We start from the raw sequence: 19,600 nt of genomic DNA, 5'->3' as shown, positions 1-19,600 counted from the left end.
GAATTGGAGGATGACATATGTACCAGGCTTATTATGAAAGTGAATTAGGTTTGCTTGAAATTACAGCGAACGATAAAGGAATTACGTCTGTTATATTTGTTGATGAGAGACAAGAAGAATATAAAAATGAAACGATAGATCAATGTATAAATGAGCTAGATGAATATTTTAAGGGGAAAAGAAAAGAGTTCACGGTCCCGCTGTCTGCTGAGGGAACAGCATTTCAAAAAAATGTATGGGATGCGCTCTATACTATTCCTTATGGCGTAAGTGCTTCATATTTAGATATTGCAGAAAAAGTCGGAAATACGAAAGCTGTACGAGCGATAGGAGGAGCGAATAGTCGTAATCCAATTTCAATTATCGTTCCGTGTCATCGTGTAATAGGAAAGAGCGGGAAGCTTGTTGGGTATGCGGGTGGTTTATGGAGGAAAGAGTGGTTATTAAAACACGAAGGTATTTTGAAATGACGTATGGATGAGAAGAGGGATTGTTTTGAAGTGTATAAATTGTGGGCAACTTTGCAAGGGAAATCAGTTGAATTGTGAAAGTTGCCAGCGGACCTTGCATAATGAACAAGGTGAAGGAAGCTCGCTAATAGACAAGGAATTAGAAGTATATGTAGGGAGACAATATCCGTATTACAAAAGGAAATGGGAGCTTGAAGATAAGCGGATTGCTAGGTGGAGCTGGAATGGTTGGGCAGCTATTTTTAATGTAGGTTGGCTTGGATATCGTAAGTATTATGTACCTGCAGCTTTGTTTGTATTGTTATTACTAGCATGCGATGCATTTTCTTATTATATGGGTTTCAACGTAGCACTGCCGATCATTAATATGGTGCCTCTAACGTTTCTATTACTTGTTTTTATTTTATTTGGAATGGCGATTTTTGCGAATGGATTATATTATCAATTTGCAGAAAGGCGTATATATCGAATAAAAGCACGAGAGATTCAAGATGAATCGGTTGAGAAGTATCTCATTCGTGATAGTGGTGGAACGAGTAAAATGGGAGCAACAATTGTTACGATTTTAGCAGTTGCTAGTATCTTTTTCAGCCATTTCTTTTTCCCGACTGATCGAGATATTATTCAAAAGGTCCGTGCAGGCTCACTATATGATTATCCGTTCTTTTCAATTGGTGAATCGTTTGAAAATTATTTTAGAAATCCAGGTTGGGTATATTATCGTGGCACCGAAGGATTAGAATTGGTAGAGTTTCAAGGAGAAAGTCCTGATATGCCAAGGAAAAAGGTGACGATCCAGTTTGTTGTTGATTATAAATTGGGTGAGATTGAGCCGTACTCACTTACAATTAATGGAGAATCTAAAAATGAGGAAGAGTTTTTGAAGATAATGGACGAAATATTTAAAGTTCAAAATCCATTTGACATAGAGGATGGATTACAAGTAAAAGCAATAGAAAAAGAAGCGGATAGAAGGGTGTTCTATCCGCTTCTTTTTTTACTGTACAAAAATAATATTTGAAATAATCTGAATCTTTTGTATAATAATATATATTATACTGGCTTTCATTTATACATATAGATTGGGGGAAGGAAGAATGAAGAGAAAGGTAACAACGATTGCTGCAGTTGCATTATCAACTAGTGTATTAATTGCAGGTTGCGGAAATGGGGAGAAGGCATCTACAACGAAGAAAGAAGCAGGTAAGGGAGCAGCAGATAAGCAAGTATTAAACTTACTAGAAGCAGCAGAAATTCCTTCAATGGATACGTCAAAATCGACAGACTCTGTATCATTCCGTGCCTTTGTCAATGCAATGGAAGGGTTATATCGTTTGGACAAGGATAATAAGCCAACTCCAGGTATGGCAAAAGATGTGAAGATTAGTGAAGATAAAAAGACATATACATTTGAATTACGTGATGCAAAGTGGTCAAACGGCGATCCCGTTCGAGCGCAAGATTTTGTATATGCATGGCAACGTACATTAGATAAAGCACTAGCTGCAGAATATGCATTCATTTTATTTGATGTGAAAAATGCACAGAAAGTAAATAAAGGAGAATTACCGTTAGATCAATTAGGAGTGAAAGCGAAGGATGATAAAACGTTAGTAGTAGAATTAGAACAACCAGCACCGTATTTCCTTGAACTTACTTCATTCCCAACATTTTTCCCTTTAAATGAAAAATATGTGAAAGAACAAGGGGATAAATATGCATTAGAAGCAGATAAACTATTATACAATGGACCATTTACGATGAGTGAATGGAAACATGAACGAAGTTATCAGTTAAAGAAAAACCCTAATTATTGGGATAAAGATACTGTGAAGTTAGAAGAAATTAATGTGAATATTGTGAAGGAAACGAGCACGGGAGTAAATTTATATGATAGTGATCAAGCAGATCGAGTTATTTTAAGTTCTGAATTCGTTGATAAATATAAAAAGAATAAGCCAGATGAATTTAAAACGAAGTTAGATCCACGTATGTATTTCTTACGTTTTAACCAAAAAAATGCAACGTTTAAAAACCAAAAAGTTCGTGAAGCGATTGATCTGGCATACGATAAAAAAGGAATTGCCAATGTTATTTTAAATGACGGATCATTACCAGCATATTTCTTAGTACCTGAGAAATTTACGACAGGACCAGATGGGAAAGATTTCCGTTCTGTAAATAAAAATTTCCGTGATAGTAAAGACAATGCAGAAAAAGCAAAAAAATTATGGGAAGAAGCGAAGAAAGAGCTTGGCCAAGATACAATTACAGTAGAATTTCTAAATGATGATAACGGTAGCCGTAAAAAAGTGGGCGACTTTATTAAAGAAGAGTTAGAGAAAAATTTACCTGGTATTAAAGTGAATTTGAAACAACAACCATATAAGCAGAAGCTAGAATTAGAAAAGAAATTTGAATATGAATTCTCATTATCGGCATGGAGTCCGGACTATCCAGATCCAATGACTTATATTGATATGTTTGTTACTGGAAGCTCATTTAATGAAATGGATTATTCTAACCCGAAGTATGATGATTTAGTAGCGAAATCAAAAGGAGAGTTATTAAAGGATGATAAAGCACGCTGGAATGCACTTGCGGAAGCTGAAAAAATCTTAATTGGTCAAGACGCTGCGATTTCTCCTACGTACCAACAAAGTACAGCATACTTAGAGAAACCATACGTAAAAGGTATTGCGAATCATACGTTCGGTGGGGACTTTAGTTATAAATGGGCATATGTTACAAAAAAATAGTATAATAAAAGATGAGTGAATTTTCGCTCATCTTTTATTTGTATAGGAGGAACTAGAGTTGTTAAAGGGAATCAATCATCTTTGTTTTTCAGTGTCTAATTTAGAACAATCTATTATATTCTACGAAAAAGTACTAGAAGGAGAATTATTAGTTAAAGGAAGAAAACTCGCATATTTCAATATATGTGGGGTATGGGTAGCACTTAATGAAGAAACACATATTCCGAGAAATGAGATTCATCAATCTTATACGCATATTGCGTTTTCAGTTGAACAGAAAGACTTTGAACGTCTACTGCAGCGATTAGAAGAAAACGATGTTCATATTTTACAAGGAAGAGAACGGAATGTAAGGGATTGTGAGTCTATCTATTTTATTGATCCTGACGGCCATAAATTTGAGTTTCATTCAGGGACATTGCAAGACCGACTTAATTACTATAAAGAAGATAAACCTCACATGGCATTTTACTAAGGGGGAAAGAAGTTGCATGCGCTAGTAATTGGCGGAACAGGAATGCTAAAGAGAGTTTCTATGTGGCTTTGTGAGCAAGGGTTGCATGTTTCTATTATTGGACGAGATGAAGTGAAATTAGAAAATGTTAAGCGGGAGAGTGCTGCACCAGAAAGTATCACATGCCTTTCGTTAGATTATCATAATGACGACGATATAAAGCTAGCTATTAAAAGCACAATTGAGCGGAATGGCCCAATAACATTAGTTATCGCATGGATACACGCAAGTGCGAAGGGGACGTTATCACTCATTTGTAGAGAATTAGACTTATCGTCTGAAATATGCAACGTTTTCCATATTTTAGGTAGTGAAGCGTCGCGTATGCCCGCACAAAGAATAGGAGGTACGCGGTGTAGCTACCATACAATAATATTAGGTTTTATATTAGAAGATACGTACGGGAGATGGCTTACCCATGAAGAAATATCGGATGGGGTAATAAAAGGAATTGAGAGTAAATGTGATGAATGGATTGTAGGACGAGTAGAACCGTGGGAATTGCGGCCAACATGGTAAGGGGGAATGAGAAATGAAAACAACTGTATATGTAACAAGGCACGGTGAAACGGAATGGAATGTAGCGAAGCGAATGCAAGGGCGGAAAAATTCTGCTTTAACTGAAAATGGTATGCTACAAGCGAAGCAATTAGGAGAGCGAATGAAAGATTTATCTATCGATGCGATCTATAGTAGTCCGAGTGAAAGAACCCTTCATACTGCAGAGTTAATAAAGGGAGAACGTGATATACCGATAATCGCGGATGAGCATTTTTATGAGATTAACATGGGTATATGGGAAGGACAGACAGTCGATGATATAGAAAGGCAATATCCAGACGAAATACAATTGTTTTGGTATGAGCCACATCTTTTTCAGTCAACATCAGGAGAAAATTTTGAGTCTGTTTATAAAAGGGTAATTGAGGGGATACAGCTTCTTTTAGAAAAGCATAAAGGAGAAAGTATATTAATTGTTTCCCATGCGGCAGCGGCAAAACTACTTGTAGGACATTTTGCGGGTATTGAAATAGAAAATGTGTGGGATGATCCATTTATGCATAGTGCTAGTCTTAGCGTAATAGAATTTGAAGAAGGTAATGGCAATGTGAAGCAATTCGCAGATATAAGTCATTTTCAAGAAAAGTAAAAAAGGCCGCAAAACGGCCTTTTTTTGTAGGCATAAAAACTAGCAATTACGTTTTTTATACCAGAAGTGATCGAATTTCTTGTTTTTGCAAGATGGGAATTTATGTCCGCCTTTGCAATCATTCCACTTATGCCCGTCATCGCATGAATCATCGCAAGAGTGACCGTTTCTATGCGGGAAGAATTCGCACTTTTTACAGAAACTTCGTTTTGTCCAGAAAAATTTCTTTTCAAAGCGTATGCATTTTGTAACGAACGTACAATGCTTCCTACGCGTCACTTTCGTAACTAAAACGCATTCTTTTCTACGCGTTACTTTCGTAACGAACGTCCATTTTTGAACGCGTACACGAGTACATTTCGTAACAAATGTCCATTTTTTTACATGCGTACATTTTGTAACGAACGTACAATGTTTCACTCGAGTACATCTTGTTCTTGGGCATTTACCCCCAGTTGTACATTTACATCCAGTTGTACATCGGTCATGAGATAATTTATCATCATCGCACTCAAAAGCACTTGGATCTTGATGTAAAAAATCCTCCATCCCAGCACTTTTGATTTCTTCAACCGCTTTTCTAATATCACGTTTCATAGAAATCCTCCTTATCATGTATTAAGTTGAAAAGGTATTCTTTTTCCTTAACATGATATGAGATATGAAGTCTTTCTGAACAGGACAAGAGTGTAATTTTATATAAATAGATGATAGCGGATGTATGGACAAGGCAAGGCGCATACATTGAATGAAGAGAACTGAGAAGGGATGAGAAAATATGCTACCTTCATATGATTTTTTTATTCATCCAATGTACGTAGTGGAATTGAAAAAAGACATTTGGTCAGATAGTCCAGTGCCAGCAAAATTAACTTATGGAAAAAAGAAGTATGACATTGATATCGTATACCGAGGTGCTCATATTCGTGAATTTGAGAAAAAATCTTATCATGTTATGTTTTATAAACCAAAAAAATTTCAAGGTGCGAAAGAGTTTCATTTAAATTCGGAGTTTATGGATCCGTCTCTCATACGAAATAAATTATCTTTAGACTTTTTTCACGATATTGGTGTGCTTTCACCAAAATCACAACATGTATTTATAAAAATTAATGGTCAAATTCAAGGTGTATATTTACAGTTAGAATCAGTTGATGAAAACTTTTTGAAAAATAGAGGATTACCAAGTGGCTCTATTTATTATGCGATAGATGATGATGCGAATTTTTCTTTAATGAGTGAGAGAGATAAAGATGTGAAGACCGAGCTCTTTGCGGGTTATGAATTTAAATGTTCGAATAAAAATAGTGAAGAACAACTGAGTGAATTTGTCTTTCAAGCGAATGCTTTGTCGAGGGAAGCTTATGAAAAAGAAATTGGGAAGTTTCTAAATGTCGATAAATATTTAAGGTGGTTAGCTGGCGTTATTTTTACACAAAACTTTGATGGTTTCGTTCATAACTATGCACTATATCATAATGATGAAACAAATTTATTTGAAGTGATACCGTGGGATTATGATGCGACTTGGGGGCGAGATGTACAAGGGAGACCGCTTAATCATGAATATATTCGTATTCAAGGTTATAATACGTTAAGTGCAAGATTGTTAGATATACCTGTATTTAGAAAGCAATACCGAAGTATTTTGGAAGAAATATTAGAAGAACAATTTACTGTTTCGTTTATGATGCCGAAAGTAGAAGGTTTGTGTGAATCGATTCGTCCATATTTACTACAAGATCCATATATGAAAGAAAAATTAGAAACATTTGATCAAGAAGCTGATATGATCGATGAATATATAAATAAAAGAAGAAAGTATATACAAGACCACTTACATGAATTGGATTAATTTTGAAAGAGATTGGAACATTATCAATCTCTTTTTTTGTATAATAAAGATGTATCAACAAAACTGACTTACTATTCACTTAAAAGAGTATGGGGGATGTGGAAACATGAAGGTAAAATGGATTGATTGGGTAAAACAAATACAAGCTATAGCCCAAGCGGGTTTAACGTATTCTAAAGATGTGTATGATATAGAGCGTTTCCAACAATTACGGGATATTTCCATTTCGATGATGTCACATTACACAAAGGCAGATTGGGAAGTTGTAGAGAAGTTATTTGCAAGTGAGACAGGCTATCAAACACCTAAAGTTGATATAAGAGCAGTCGTTTTTCAAAATGAAAAGTTATTATTTGTGAAAGAAAAAAGTGATGGGAAATGGGCATTGCCAGGTGGATGGGCCGATATCGGTTATACGCCAACAGAAGTAGCAGCAAAAGAAGTTTTAGAGGAGACGGGTTATGAAGTAGATGATTTTAAGCTACTCGCTATATTTGATAAAGAAAAACATCAACCATCGCCTTCAGCAACACACGTATATAAAATTTTTATTAGCTGTAAGATTATTGGTGGCGAAAAGAAAACTAGTATTGAAACAGAAGATGTGGAGTTTTTTGGCGAGAATGAATTGCCTAATTTATCGATTGCTAGAAATACAGAAGAGCAAATTAAAGAAATGTTTGCCTACATGAAAGAACCTGAGAAAGAAACATTAATAGATTAATCATGCTTATGCCAATAATATTGTTGGAATGAAGATATTGGCAGAATGCGACCTTTATGTAATAATGGGATGGTATGTGAAGAAAAAAGGAGATAGAAAATAAAATGTTAGCAAGCATAATAGATCAGTTATTGCAATTTTTTGCAAGCTTAGGTTACTTTGGAGTAGCGCTAGCTTTAATGATTGAAATTATCCCGAGTGAAATCGTACTTTCGTATGCTGGATTTTTAGTAGCGGATGGTAAAATTAGTTTTGTTGGTGCAGTTATTGCTGGAACAATCGGTGGTACGTTAGCTCAAATCTTTTTATATTGGCTTGGGTACTATGGAGGGCGTCCAGTTGTAGAGAAATATGGGAAATATCTACTTATTAATAAACACCATTTAGACATAGCGGAAGGTTGGTTTAAGCGTTACGGAGCAGGAGTGATCTTTTCTGCACGCTTTATCCCAGTCGTACGTCATGCAATCTCTATTCCAGCAGGATTAGCTAAGATGCCATTAAAACTATTTACACTGTATACTGTGGTTGCGATTATTCCATGGTCAATACTATTTATATACTTAGGTGAAAAGCTTGGTGGAAATTGGAGACACATTAAAGAGTATGCATCTGATTACACACATTACATAATTATAGGAGCTGTTCTCTTTGTTGCTCTATACTTCGGTTTAAAGTATTTCAAAAAGAAAAAAGCAGCGCGTTAAAGTCAATGATTGTTCATTGGCTTTTTTTATTTGTTTCGGTTCGGTTCTAAAAAAAAAGAGTTGTCCATAATGTATAATAATAAAGCGTAGCGGAGGAATGTGATGAAAGGGTCACCGTTTATACGTGGAACGATATTTTTAACGATGGCAACGATGATATCTAAAATGTTAGGATTTATATATGTTATACCGTTTACAGCAATGGTCGGTACGAGTGGGTACGTTTTATACACGTATGCTTATCGTCCATATACGATTATGCTCAGCATTGCGACGATGGGACTACCACTTGCAGTTTCAAAAATGGTATCAAAATATGATCAACTGAATGATTATCATACCGTTAAGAGAGTACTTAAGAGTGGTATCTTTTTTATGTTAATAATGGGAGTCATCTCATGTTTTGCGCTATATATATTAGCTCCACATTTAGCTAAACTTGTAATCGATGGAAATGATCAAACGGGGAATAGTATAACAGCTGTCACTAATAATATTCAAATTGTAAGTTTTGCGTTAATACTTGTACCAGTAATGAGTTTATTAAGGGGCTTCTTTCAAGGATTTCAATCGATGGGGCCTTCTGCTCTAAGTGTAGTTGTCGAGCAATTTTTTCGGGTCTTAACCATATTAATAGGAAGCTTTGTCGTTTTATATATTTTAAAAGCTTCTGTCTCGCTAGCTGTTGGTATTTCAACGTTCGGTGCTTTTATGGGAGCGATAGGTGGATTAACAGTTTTAAGTGCGTATTATATAAGAAGGAGAAAGCACTTAAAGAAAAAAGAGATGGCAAGTATACCGCAAACAACAAAATCTTTCTTCTCGCTGTACAAGGAGCTCTTTACATATTCAATACCTTTTGTTGTGGTTGGTTTAGCAATTCCGTTGTATCAGACGATTGATACATTTACAATTAATAAACTACTTATACAAATAGGGTATATGCAAGGAGAAGCGGAGAAGATTAATGCGATAATTGGTCTTGTCCAGATGGTTGTACTTATCCCGGTTTCCGTTGCGACTGCTTTTAGTATGTCTCTCGTACCTGAGATGACAAAAGCCTATACAGCAGGGAATGTGAAGTTACTGTACAAACATTTTACGAGGACGAATGTATTAGTAGTAGGTATTACGGTACCAGCGGCGATTGGAATGATGTTGTTAGCAAAACCAGTATATACTCTTTTATTTGGTGCCGGAAATGATCCGGAGATGGGGAGAGTTATTTTACAGTATTATGCTCCTGCCTGTATACTATTTTCGCTTTTTACAGTAACAGCTGCGATGTTACAAGGAATTAATCAACAACAGAAAACAGTGCTAGGATTAGTAATTGGTATTATTGTGAAGATAGTTTTAAATATCGTATTGCTTCCGTATTTCGATTATGTAAGTTTTATTATTTCAACATACGCTGGTTATACGATTTCAGTGGGCTTTAACTTGTGGATGCTTTCTAAATATGTTATAAAGGCAACATAAGCTTTTTAAGGCAGAGAGCACTCTGTCTTTTTCTTTGTTTATAATATTTTTCTTATAAAAACGTTTTCAAAATAATTTTTCTATTGAAATTTAAACGTATGTTTCATATGCTGAGAATGGCGGTTCAAAAACTGTTATGTAAGAGAGGTAGATTCCTACATGTAAAAAGAATCGGGGTGATAGTATGTTAAATATTTATTTAACAGACCGAAACGGAAAACTACAAGAGGTTGAGGAAATGCAAAAGGGTTGCTGGATTAATGTACTTCATCCAACGGAAGAAGAAATTCAATATCTAGTACAAACTTTAAATGTAGACTTAGATTTCATTAAAGACCCTTTAGATGATGAAGAACGCTCTCGTATTGAAAAGGAAGACAATAATACTTTAATAATCGTGGATATTCCAACAGTTAGACATGATGAAGAAGGAAATTCGATTTATGACACGATTCCAATAGGTATGATTGTAATGCCAGATTGCTTCGTGACAATTTGTTTAGAAGAAAACCCAATTTTTGAACGTTTTATTAATCAACGTATTAAAGAATTTTATACGTTTAAAAAGACACGCTTTGCACTGCAGCTCTTATATACGATTTCTACTTATTATTTAAGATACTTAAAGCAAATTAACAGAAAAACAATCGATTTAGAGCATCAATTAAATAAGTCGATGAAAAATAAAGAGATTTTCACATTGTTAGGCCTTGAAAAAAGTTTAGTATACTTTACAACATCATTAAAGGCGAATAAAATTGTAATTCAAAAATTAATGCGAAATAGTACATTTTTAAAAATGTATGAAGACGATCAAGATTTATTAGAAGATGTATTAATCGAAAATAAACAGGCTATTGAAATGGCGGAAATATATAGTCACATTTTAAGTGGAATGATGAATACTTTTAGCTCTGTTATATCGAATAATTTAAACAGTGTTATGAAACTGTTAACGTCTATTACAATCATTTTATCGTTACCAACAATGGTCTCTAGTTTCTTTGGAATGAATGTAAAGGTTCCCTTTGAAGGTGAGGCTCAAGGTTTTGTAATTGTACTTATAATATGTTTAACATTATCTTGCGCTTTAGCATTTGTATTTTGGAAGAAACGTTACTTTTAACGATAAGAAAGCTGCTCTAGCATAGTTGTATAACTGCGCTAGAGCAGCTTTTTTGCTATGAAATCCAAAGTTTTGAATAGAATATAACTTATAAAATGTAATGTATATGAAGGGAGTGAATTCCGTATAAGTCTTGTCCAATTCATAAAATGGGGTTAAAATTACATATTGTTAATGAAAAGTTGGAGGAAATACATCATGGAATTGTTTCAATTACCGAAAGCATTCCTGCAGATGAATACAATCTTTATCTCCATATTGATCGAAGCACTTCCTTTTGTGCTTATTGGTGTATTTATTTCAGGATTTATTCAAATGTTTGTGACAGAGGATATGGTAGCAAAATGGATGCCGAAAAATCGTTTTCTGTCCGTTTTAATGGCTACTTTTTTAGGTATGTTGTTTCCAGGTTGTGAATGTGGAATTGTTCCGATTGTAAGGCGCTTAATCGGAAAAGGGGTTCCGCCATATGCCGGGATTGCATTTATGTTAACGGGGCCAATTATTAATCCGGTCGTATTATTTGCAACATACGTTGCCTTCGGAAGTAGTATGCACATGGTATGGTATCGTTCTATTGTAGCGATTATCGTAGCAATTATCGTTGGAATTATATTATCATTTATGTTTAAAGAACATCAATTAAGAGATGATCACTTCCCAGAAGTGAATCATAAGCGTCCATTACGTAAAAAAATGTGGGATGTATGTACGCATGCTGTTGAGGAATTTTTCTCGATGGGAAAATATTTAGTGTTAGGTGCGTTAATTGCAGCTGCAGTTCAAACGTTCGTGCAAACTTCAACACTTCTTGCTATAGGACAAGGACCGTTTTCTTCACCAGCTGTTATGATGGGACTAGCTTACATTTTATCACTTTGTTCAGAGGCGGATGCATTTATTGCTTCGTCATTCCAAAGTACATTTTCAACAGCATCACTTGTCGCGTTCCTCGTATACGGACCGATGGTGGATATTAAAAATATGTTTATGATGCTTGCGACATTTAAAACGAAATTTGTAATTGTCGTTACAGTTACAGTTACACTTGTTGTTTATGCAAGCTCACTACTCATTTATGCGATGGGGTGGTAGGTTATGTTTCGAGCATATATATTATTAGGTTTTACAATCTTAATCGCGCAGCTTCATATTTCAGGTAATATTACGAAGTATATCAATATGAAGTATGCCTATTTATCAAAAACAGCAGCAATTATTCTAGGTTTCTTAACGATTGTACAAATTATTATCGTTTTCCAAAAAGAGCATCAAAAAGAAAAAGAAAAAGAACAGCACAATTGCGGATGTGATCATAGTCATTGTGGGCACGACCATTCAAAAGATGAAAATACATGGTGGAAACGAACATTTTCGTATACTTTGTTCTGTTTTCCAATTGTCTCAGGATTATTTTTCCCGATTGCGACACTAGATTCGGATATTGTTAAAGCGAAGGGATTTCATTTTCCAGTAGCACAAGCAGAAAGTAAAGATCCGTTTATGACAAGGCAATTTCTAAGACCGGACACGAGTATTTATTACGGAAAAGAAGGATACCGTGGTGTAATGGAAAAAGGGAAGAAAGAGTTTGTTACGAAAGACAATATTGCTTTAAAAGACGAGGACTTCTTAAAAGGTATGGAAACGATTTATAATTATCCTGGCGAATTTACTGGGAAAAAATTATCTTTTAAAGGGTTTGTGTTCAAGGATGATTCGTCTAAAAAAGAACAATATTTCTTATTCCGCTTCGGTATTATACATTGTGTAGCGGATTCGGGTGTATATGGTATGTTAGTGAAAAAACCAGAAGGGGTAGAATGGAAAAATGATGATTGGATTCAAATAGAGGGAGAAATTTCTACTGAATTTTATCAGCCGTTCCATGCGAATATCCCTGTTTTAGAAGTAACGAAATGGAATAAAGTTGAACAGCCAAAAGAACAATATGTATTTAGAGGAGCCGATTGATCACATCGGTTCTTTTTTGTGGACTAAGAGTTCTGAATGTTGTTAATATTAAACGTGTAGTGATAATAAGCTCATACTGTTCTAGTGTTCATGGGAGATGGAACTCTTACTTGAACTTCTTTGCTCCAGTTGAACCTTGTAGTGGGAGTCTTAATGTCTGCAAATAGCGGATTAAATAATCAAAGGGGTGATAATAATGACTGAAGTAAAGGGAAAAACAGCTAATGAGTCTAGAGTGTTTAAAACGAGCCGAGTATTTCCAACAGATTTAAATGATCACAATACGCTATTTGGTGGAAAGATATTAGCCGAGATGGATATGGTTGCTTCTATTTCAGCAACGAGGCATGCAAGAAAAGAATGTGTCACAGCATCTATGGATTGGGTAGATTTCTTACATCCTGTTCGTTCTTCAGATTGTGTTAGTTATGAATCCTTTGTAATTTGGACGGGTAGAACTTCGATGGAAGTGTTTGTGAAGGTAGTAGCAGAAGATTTAATTTCAGGTGAGAAGCGTATAGCAGCAACGTCATTTGTTACTTTTGTTGCGCTTAGTAAGGAGAATAATCCAGTTCCTGTGCCGCGAGTAATCCCTGAAACAGAAGAAGAGAAAGAATTACATCGCATTGCAGTATTACGTGCCGAACAACGTCATATACGTAAGGCAGAGAGTAAGAAAGTAGCTACATTACTAACTTTTTGAGTTGAATTTGTAGTCGTTAACGGTATTATAACAGACCGAAATGTTTTCATATGAAAAGCGGACACCTAAAAATAGGTGTCCGCTTTTATAGTTTTTTCATCCACATATCATCTGACGATAGCTACTTAGCAGAAGCAAGCAGCACCGACGATGATTAAGAGGATAAATAATACGACTAATAGCGCGAATCCATTACCATGTGCGAAGCCCATTGTTATTTCCTCCTTTTATTTTAAGATACAACATACAATATGCAAATGAGCTATTGTTTGATATGGACATATATCATGTAATGACGCATTTTCTTGAATGATAATGTATTAAAAAAGGGAAGATATAGAAATAACAGTAAGTGGAGAAAGGAAAATATCCATGAAACACTTTTTCGTTGTAATCCTTTGTTTAATAGGTGTATTCATTTGGATGAACATCGATGTGGAAATGGGGAAAAAAATGGCTAGTGAAGATGAATTAGGACAAGTTCGATTAGGTGAATTTCAACTTTATACGAACGGTGAAGAGTTATATACGAAATTATTTGAGGATATACGTAATGCAGAAAAGTACATATATGTCCATTTTTATATTGTAGGTAAAGATGAAATAAGCAAAGAGTTTTTGCAGTTGCTTGAGAAAAAGGCATCGAGTGGAGTAGAAGTAAAATTGTCAGTTGATCGAATAGGTGGATATAAGCTGAAGAAAAAGATAATTCGTCAACTAAAAAGTAATGGTGTCCAGTTTACGTTTAGTAAAAAGCCTAAACTACAACGTATATTCTATTCGCTGCATCAACGGAACCATAGACGCATTGTTACGATAGATGGAAAAGTATCATACATCGGCGGATTTAACATTGGAAAGGAGTATCTTGGACAAGATCCGAAATTTGGTCCGTGGCGTGATTATCATGTACGAGTCAATGGGAATGGCGCAACGGATATGGAAAGAAAATTCGCTGCTGACTGGAAAGAAGATACGGGAGAAAAAATGCCTGTACATGAGAGTTTACCTGCAATAGGGAATGTGAAATATCAATATTTATTTTCAGATGGAAAAGGTTTATGGAGAAAATATGGAGCGCTTTTAAAGCAGGCTAAAAAGTCTTTAGTTATTGCTACGCCATATTTTGTACCAAGTAAAGAAATGATGAAAGAGTTAAAAGATGCATTAAACCGCGGTGTCAATGTGAAAATTCTCGTACCATTTAAAAGTGATGCAGTATTGTTAAAACAAGCTGCCTATCCGTATTTGAGAGAGATGAACCATGCTGGAGCGGAGATTTATCAATATCGAAATGGTTTTTTTCACGGGAAAGTAACAATCATTGATGGAGAAGTCGTTGATATAGGTACAGCGAATTTTGATAATAGAAGTTTTTATTTAAATTGTGAATCTAACTGTGTCATATATGATAAAACAGTTGTTGCTGACGTATGGAACAGATTAAAAGAAGACTTCCATAAATCAAAAAGATTTTCGGAAGAAGATTTTGAGAAAATTAGTAAATGGGATTGGTTATTAGCAAGAATAGCAAATGTTATAGCATCATATTTATAGCATATAGACAAAAGAGAAGGGAGGCACTTTCATGGATTGTATGAAAGAATTAATGAGATATAGTTATATGCTTATATATAAGGTTGGGGAGTATACAGGAGAGGTAAGAGACGAAGAATTAAAGGAGCTATTACAGCTTCATTTGCCATATATGTTGCAAGCATATAATGAACAAGTGAATTTTCAAGAAGGAGAGAATGTACAGCAAATAACTTGTGAACCAATTCCATTTCATTTTCATGAAATGGAAAAGGAAACTGATAGTAAATATACAGGGGATATTTATATTGCAACTTGTTATATTTCGCATTTAAAACGGTTAGCACTAAAGTTTGCTCAAGTGGCAGTTGAAGTTGCAAATCCAGAATTCCGCTCTTTTTTAGAAAACTGCTTTTTGAAAATGAACCGTTACGCCTATAGTGTATGGCAATATGTTGTGAAGAAAGAGTATAAGATCAAACATGTATATGAAAATGAGAAGTTTGCATAAGAAACTAAGGCGGAAAGATAGGGCCTTAGTTTTTTACTTTTCATGGAGAAAAAGACTAGGTAGCTATGTTTATTATCAGAAAATTTACAAATATTTACCGTTTATTTACTATTTTTCAATCTTTCCTTTAAAAATAGAGAGTAATATGGGGTTGTACATATTCTATCTAAAGGAGGAAACGCAAATGAACAAATGGGTTAAATCATTAACTGCTATGGCACTTGCAAGTTCTTTATTAATGGTAGGCTGTAGTAAAGGTGAGGACAAAAAGAAAGAAGACGATACAACAACACAACAAGAGGATAAAAAGGATAAAGAAACAAGTGGAACTGAGAAGTCTACGGATTCTAAAGAAAAGAAATAAAATAATAATAGAGCTTCCTCTTATAAATGAGGAAGCTTTTTTGTTGTAAATTGATTAAGATTATTGAAAAATAGAGAAAGAAGGAAAGAGGGGGAAAACAAATGAAAGTATGTATATTGGGAGCAACAGGACGAGTAGGTTCAAACATAATTAATTTAGCATTAAAGGATTCAGCTGAAGTGACTGCATTAGCGCGTGATGTAAATAGAATAGAAATACAGCATGAAAGGTTACGAGTGATAGAAGGTAATGTATTGAACGAAAATGATATAAAGAAAGCGATAGAAGGAAGCGATATAGTAATTAGTGCGCTTGGAACGGATCAAAATGGAACATTAGCGAAGAGTATGCCACATATTATAAAGCAAATGGAAGAAGTAGGGGTTCATAAGATCATTACAATAGGAACAGCTGGTATTTTACAAGCAAGAACAGATCTAAATTTATATCGTTTTCAATCAACGGAATCAAAAAGGAAAACGACAACAGCAGCAGAAGATCATTTGGCTGCATATAAGGTACTAAATAATAGTAATAATTTATGTTGGACAGTTGTTTGTCCGACACATTTAATAGATGGTGAGGCGACAGAGGTATATCGAACTGAAAAAGATATATTGCCAGAAGGTGGATCGAAAATTACAGTGGGTGATACAGCACACTTTGCATGGGATCTATGTAAGAAAAACATATATGAAAATAGTCGAGTAGGTATTGCATATTAAAAAACCATCCCGAAGTCGGGATGGTTAAAAGATGATATAACACAAGAAGATGATAATCATAATGATTTGGAGAATTGCTTTCGCTACTGTACTGCTTAAAAAACCAACTACAGTAGCGACTCCTACTAAAAAGGCGTCTTTTGGCGCTTTTTTATGCATGAGTTCTGTAATAAATACCGATAAGAACGGTATGATAATTAAACCGAATGGTGGGAAGAAGAAAGATCCGACAATGATAGAAAGCATACCGACACGTTCTCCCGATTTAGAACTCCCGTATTTCTTTAAGAAATATCCATTTGCAATAAAATCAGCAACGAAAATGAATAGTGTGAAAATGACTTGAATAATCCAAAAGGAAGTTGTTAGTTCTCCGCCATTTATACCAAAATGGTAAATGAAATATCCGGCCCAGACAGCAAGGATGCCTGGAATGATAGGATAAATAAAGGCGAGAAATGAAACAATGAAACAGGCAATGATACATATTGTTAATAATACTGTCACTTTATAACTCCTTCTTCGTGTCTAATTTATGTACCGCAATTTTTTTCACTTGATGTCCATCAAGTTCTAGTGCTTTAAATTGAAAACCGGCAAATTCAATGGAATAACCAGCTTCAATATTTAAGTCAACTGCTTGAGAGAGGAGCCAGCCTCCAATTGTATCTAAATCGCTATCATCAATATGTAGGCCAAATATATCATTTACTTCAGAAATGAGCACCTTCCCATCTAAAACAGTAAGCTTCGGCGTACGTTTTTCAATCATAGGTGATTCATCTGCATCAAATTCATCTTGAATTTCTCCAATGATTTCTTCAAGAATATCTTCCATTGTTAAAAGCCCAGCAGTACCACCATATTCATCCATAACGATTGCCATCTGAACACGATTCTTTTGTAGATGTACTAATGTTTTGCGAATTGGAACAGTTTCAAATACCGTTAGTACGGGATGTATGTAAGATTCAAGTGGTTTATGAATGCCTTTCGTTTGATCATGAAATATTTCTTTCGTATTGATCATACCGATGATATCATCTTTATCTTTTTCGATGATCGGATAGCGTGTATACTTTTCAGTTGCGACGATATCCATATTTTCTTCCAACGTACTTTCAGTAGATAAGCAAATCATTTCTGTACGAGGGACCATAATTTCTTTCGCGACCCGGTCGTCAAATTCAAAAATATTATTTACATATTTATATTCGGTTTGGTTTATTTCGCCGCTTTTGAAGCTTTCACCTAAAATAAGTCGTAGTTCCTCTTCAGAATGGGCAAGTTCATTTTCTTTCGCAGGCTCTAAACCGAGTAGTTTTGTGAAAAAGATTGCCGTACTATTAAGTAGCCAAATGAATGGATACATAATTTTATCAAATAAAATAAGTGGTCGTGCAAACTTAAGTGTGATTGCTTCTGCTTTTTGAATGGCGAAAGACTTTGGAACTAATTCACCTAATACAACATGGAAAAATGTAATAAAACTAAAAGCAATAATAAAGGATAAAGTATTCGCCATTGTTCCAGTAATATTAATCTTTTCAAAGAGCGGTCGTAGTAAATGTTCCACAGTAGGTTCACCAAGCCAACCAAGCCCTAAAGAAGTAATCGTAATCCCGAGCTGACAAGCTGATAAATAAACATCTAAATTAGATAGGACACTTCTTGCAGCTAAAGCTTGTTTATTGCCTTCGTTTGCAAGTTGGTCAATTCGACTTTTTCGTACTTTTACAACAGCGAATTCTGATGCAACGAAAAAGCCGGAAATAAGGATGAGTACAAAGATGAGAAAAATATTTAATATGTCCAAGTGTGTTCTCTATTCCGTAGTTTGGAATAAAGATGTCACCTCCTGCAATTATGTTATACTTTTATAATAAATCCAAACGAAAAGAATAGTCAAAGAAAAAGGGTAAATATTGGTATGTTTCTGCAATAGTTTTTGAATTTGCTGTTATTTTGTCCGCTATACAAAAGGAATAACCCCCTACTTTCAGATTCTAGAGGGTTATTTCAAATTAAGGTTTTGGAATACTTCTCGTTAAAGTGTATGATTGTTGTTTAACGTGATTTGTCGTCCATAGTGTTTGAAGGAATGAGAGTATGCAATACGGGATATACAAAAGTAATAAGCTAATTGTAACAATAACAGGTGTATTTCCGCCGAATTGAACGATAAATTGCAATAGTCCGCTTGCGTGAAAAACGCATTCCATAAAAACGAATGAAAGAATAATGGAGCCTAGAATAGATTTATGATTCGAGGTAAGCGCCAAAAATAATGTATCTACAAGGAAAGAAGATTGTTTTATTTCATATTCATTTGTTTTACTTAAGAAAGGAATCCATTTTTTTATTGCTTGCATAACGATAACCATGGAAGTACTACAAACGATGATAAAAGATGAGTAGTAAGGAAGTTTTATCAATTTTGCGATGTATAGAAGTAGTAATAAGACTGAGCATTGTAATAATACAGTACAAAAAGAGTACGGAATCCATTTTAATAAAGAAGTAAACTTCTTAACCGAATGAGGTGCTTTAAAAAATAAATGGCCAATCCCTAAACTGATGAAGAATCCGATTGCAAGAGTAAAGGTAAAACGAACAATCGATAAAAAATATATTTCCCATATGTAAGGGAATAACGGCGTTGAATGATTAGAAGTATGTACCATCTGATTTGCTGAGAAAAAGATAGATTCGTGCATCCAATCAATCTTTGGAATTGTCATAGAAGAAAGCTGTGCGAAGTTATGAAAAATGCTTATAAAGCCAGTTAAGTATGAATATTTATGTGTAATGAATAATGCAGGAATAGGACTAATGATAAATATAATGAGAACACCAACTATAAATTTACAAATATGTGAGCGCAATAAAGACATGTAATCACCTGCTCTTAGAATATTCAGAAAATTCTTATTCTTATTTTAGCTTTTTTCGGCGTAAGTTACAATATATTTTCTTAAAGAAGTTTAGAGAGAATGTTTG

23 protein-coding genes are annotated in these 19,600 nt (G+C 34.7%); 18 read left to right on the top strand and 5 right to left on the bottom strand.

The annotated features are described in order from the left end of the window. The first annotated feature begins 17 nt into the window (after positions 1 to 17). The 6 genes from KVT31_RS06295 (at position 18) to KVT31_RS06270 (ending at position 4,893) form a co-directional block, all read left to right on the top strand. Entirely contained in the window at positions 18 to 470 is a 453-nt protein-coding gene (locus KVT31_RS06295; protein WP_088096134.1) for a methylated-DNA--[protein]-cysteine S-methyltransferase, read from the top strand. A gap of 7 nt (positions 471 to 477) precedes the next feature. Further along, positions 478 to 1,491: a DUF2628 domain-containing protein gene (locus KVT31_RS06290; RefSeq protein WP_088096135.1), complete on the top strand. Its 1,014-nt coding sequence runs from the start codon at positions 478 to 480 to the stop codon at positions 1,489 to 1,491. Between the two features lie 76 nt (positions 1,492 to 1,567). Then, complete coding sequence (locus tag KVT31_RS06285; RefSeq protein ID WP_088096136.1) at positions 1,568 to 3,229, top strand: peptide ABC transporter substrate-binding protein; 1,662 nt, start codon at positions 1,568 to 1,570, stop codon at positions 3,227 to 3,229. A gap of 58 nt (positions 3,230 to 3,287) precedes the next feature. Continuing rightward, the gene (fosB, locus tag KVT31_RS06280) at positions 3,288 to 3,704 is read left to right on the top strand and encodes a FosBx1 family fosfomycin resistance bacillithiol transferase (protein ID WP_088096137.1); all 417 of its coding nucleotides are present in this window, start codon (positions 3,288 to 3,290) and stop codon (positions 3,702 to 3,704) included. A 12-nt stretch (positions 3,705 to 3,716) separates the two neighbouring features. Further along, a complete protein-coding gene (locus tag KVT31_RS06275; RefSeq protein ID WP_088096138.1) occupies positions 3,717 to 4,262 on the top strand; it encodes a short-chain dehydrogenase in 546 nt (181 codons plus the stop codon). A gap of 13 nt (positions 4,263 to 4,275) precedes the next feature. Beyond that, a complete protein-coding gene (locus KVT31_RS06270) occupies positions 4,276 to 4,893 on the top strand; it encodes a phosphoserine phosphatase 1 (protein ID WP_088096139.1) in 618 nt (205 codons plus the stop codon). Positions 4,894 to 4,932: 39 nt separating this feature from the next. Here the strand turns inward: KVT31_RS06270 and exsB are convergent, their stop codons facing one another. Continuing rightward, complete coding sequence (gene exsB / locus KVT31_RS06265; RefSeq protein WP_088096140.1) at positions 4,933 to 5,490, bottom strand: exosporium protein ExsB; 558 nt, start codon at positions 5,488 to 5,490, stop codon at positions 4,933 to 4,935. Between the two features lie 181 nt (positions 5,491 to 5,671). On the opposite strand from exsB, the gene cotH reads away from it, so the two are divergent. From cotH to KVT31_RS06225, 8 genes are all read left to right on the top strand, one after another. Further along, positions 5,672 to 6,748, top strand: coding sequence for a spore coat protein CotH (gene cotH / locus KVT31_RS06260; protein ID WP_088096141.1), 1,077 nt, complete (start codon positions 5,672 to 5,674; stop codon positions 6,746 to 6,748). A 106-nt stretch (positions 6,749 to 6,854) separates the two neighbouring features. Beyond that, complete coding sequence (locus tag KVT31_RS06255; protein WP_088096142.1) at positions 6,855 to 7,472, top strand: NUDIX hydrolase N-terminal domain-containing protein; 618 nt, start codon at positions 6,855 to 6,857, stop codon at positions 7,470 to 7,472. Positions 7,473 to 7,576: 104 nt separating this feature from the next. Further along, positions 7,577 to 8,179: an undecaprenyl phosphate transporter UptA gene (gene uptA, locus KVT31_RS06250; RefSeq protein WP_000881202.1), complete on the top strand. Its 603-nt coding sequence runs from the start codon at positions 7,577 to 7,579 to the stop codon at positions 8,177 to 8,179. A gap of 102 nt (positions 8,180 to 8,281) precedes the next feature. Beyond that, positions 8,282 to 9,661, top strand: coding sequence for a putative polysaccharide biosynthesis protein (locus KVT31_RS06245; RefSeq protein WP_087980887.1), 1,380 nt, complete (start codon positions 8,282 to 8,284; stop codon positions 9,659 to 9,661). 184 nt (positions 9,662 to 9,845) lie between these two features. Continuing rightward, entirely contained in the window at positions 9,846 to 10,787 is a 942-nt protein-coding gene (locus tag KVT31_RS06240) for a magnesium transporter CorA family protein (protein ID WP_060630554.1), read from the top strand. A gap of 198 nt (positions 10,788 to 10,985) precedes the next feature. Next, positions 10,986 to 11,882, top strand: a complete 897-nt coding sequence (locus KVT31_RS06235) for a permease (protein WP_088096143.1) — start codon at positions 10,986 to 10,988, stop codon at positions 11,880 to 11,882. A 3-nt stretch (positions 11,883 to 11,885) separates the two neighbouring features. Further along, positions 11,886 to 12,761 carry a TIGR03943 family putative permease subunit gene (locus tag KVT31_RS06230; RefSeq protein WP_088096144.1) on the top strand — a complete coding sequence of 292 codons (876 nt, stop codon included), beginning with the start codon at positions 11,886 to 11,888 and terminating at the stop codon, positions 12,759 to 12,761. A gap of 196 nt (positions 12,762 to 12,957) precedes the next feature. After that, entirely contained in the window at positions 12,958 to 13,464 is a 507-nt protein-coding gene (locus KVT31_RS06225) for an acyl-CoA thioesterase (RefSeq protein WP_000141167.1), read from the top strand. Positions 13,465 to 13,589: 125 nt separating this feature from the next. Here the strand turns inward: KVT31_RS06225 and KVT31_RS06220 are convergent, their stop codons facing one another. Further along, on the bottom strand, positions 13,590 to 13,676 hold the full coding sequence (locus KVT31_RS06220; RefSeq protein ID WP_000505094.1) for a YjcZ family sporulation protein: 87 nt from the start codon (positions 13,674 to 13,676) through the stop codon (positions 13,590 to 13,592). A 160-nt stretch (positions 13,677 to 13,836) separates the two neighbouring features. Here KVT31_RS06220 and cls point away from each other — a divergent pair, with 160 nt between their 5' ends. The 4 genes from cls to KVT31_RS06200 all read left to right on the top strand — a co-directional run bounded on the left by cls (position 13,837) and on the right by KVT31_RS06200 (position 16,600). Further along, positions 13,837 to 15,021, top strand: a complete 1,185-nt coding sequence (cls, locus tag KVT31_RS06215) for a cardiolipin synthase (protein ID WP_140392429.1) — start codon at positions 13,837 to 13,839, stop codon at positions 15,019 to 15,021. A 31-nt stretch (positions 15,022 to 15,052) separates the two neighbouring features. Then, complete coding sequence (locus KVT31_RS06210) at positions 15,053 to 15,511, top strand: spore coat protein (RefSeq protein ID WP_088096146.1); 459 nt, start codon at positions 15,053 to 15,055, stop codon at positions 15,509 to 15,511. A gap of 184 nt (positions 15,512 to 15,695) precedes the next feature. Continuing rightward, positions 15,696 to 15,875, top strand: coding sequence for a hypothetical protein (locus KVT31_RS06205; protein WP_001045960.1), 180 nt, complete (start codon positions 15,696 to 15,698; stop codon positions 15,873 to 15,875). A gap of 101 nt (positions 15,876 to 15,976) precedes the next feature. Further along, positions 15,977 to 16,600: an NAD(P)-dependent oxidoreductase gene (locus KVT31_RS06200; protein ID WP_088096147.1), complete on the top strand. Its 624-nt coding sequence runs from the start codon at positions 15,977 to 15,979 to the stop codon at positions 16,598 to 16,600. A 24-nt stretch (positions 16,601 to 16,624) separates the two neighbouring features. Here the strand turns inward: KVT31_RS06200 and KVT31_RS06195 are convergent, their stop codons facing one another. From KVT31_RS06195 to KVT31_RS06185, 3 genes are all read right to left on the bottom strand, one after another. After that, complete coding sequence (locus tag KVT31_RS06195; protein WP_088096148.1) at positions 16,625 to 17,107, bottom strand: DUF456 domain-containing protein; 483 nt, start codon at positions 17,105 to 17,107, stop codon at positions 16,625 to 16,627. A 1-nt stretch (position 17,108) separates the two neighbouring features. Further along, positions 17,109 to 18,416: a hemolysin family protein gene (locus KVT31_RS06190; RefSeq protein ID WP_088096149.1), complete on the bottom strand. Its 1,308-nt coding sequence runs from the start codon at positions 18,414 to 18,416 to the stop codon at positions 17,109 to 17,111. Between the two features lie 208 nt (positions 18,417 to 18,624). After that, on the bottom strand, positions 18,625 to 19,494 hold the full coding sequence (locus tag KVT31_RS06185) for a hypothetical protein (RefSeq protein ID WP_088096150.1): 870 nt from the start codon (positions 19,492 to 19,494) through the stop codon (positions 18,625 to 18,627). Positions 19,495 to 19,600: the final 106 nt, after the last annotated feature.

It is taken from the genome of Bacillus sp. GbtcB14, from assembly GCF_019091205.1.
GTDB classification, from domain to species: Bacteria; Bacillota; Bacilli; order Bacillales; family Bacillaceae_G; genus Bacillus_A; species Bacillus_A cereus_AG.
This window is presented reverse-complemented; position numbering and strand designations above follow the sequence as displayed.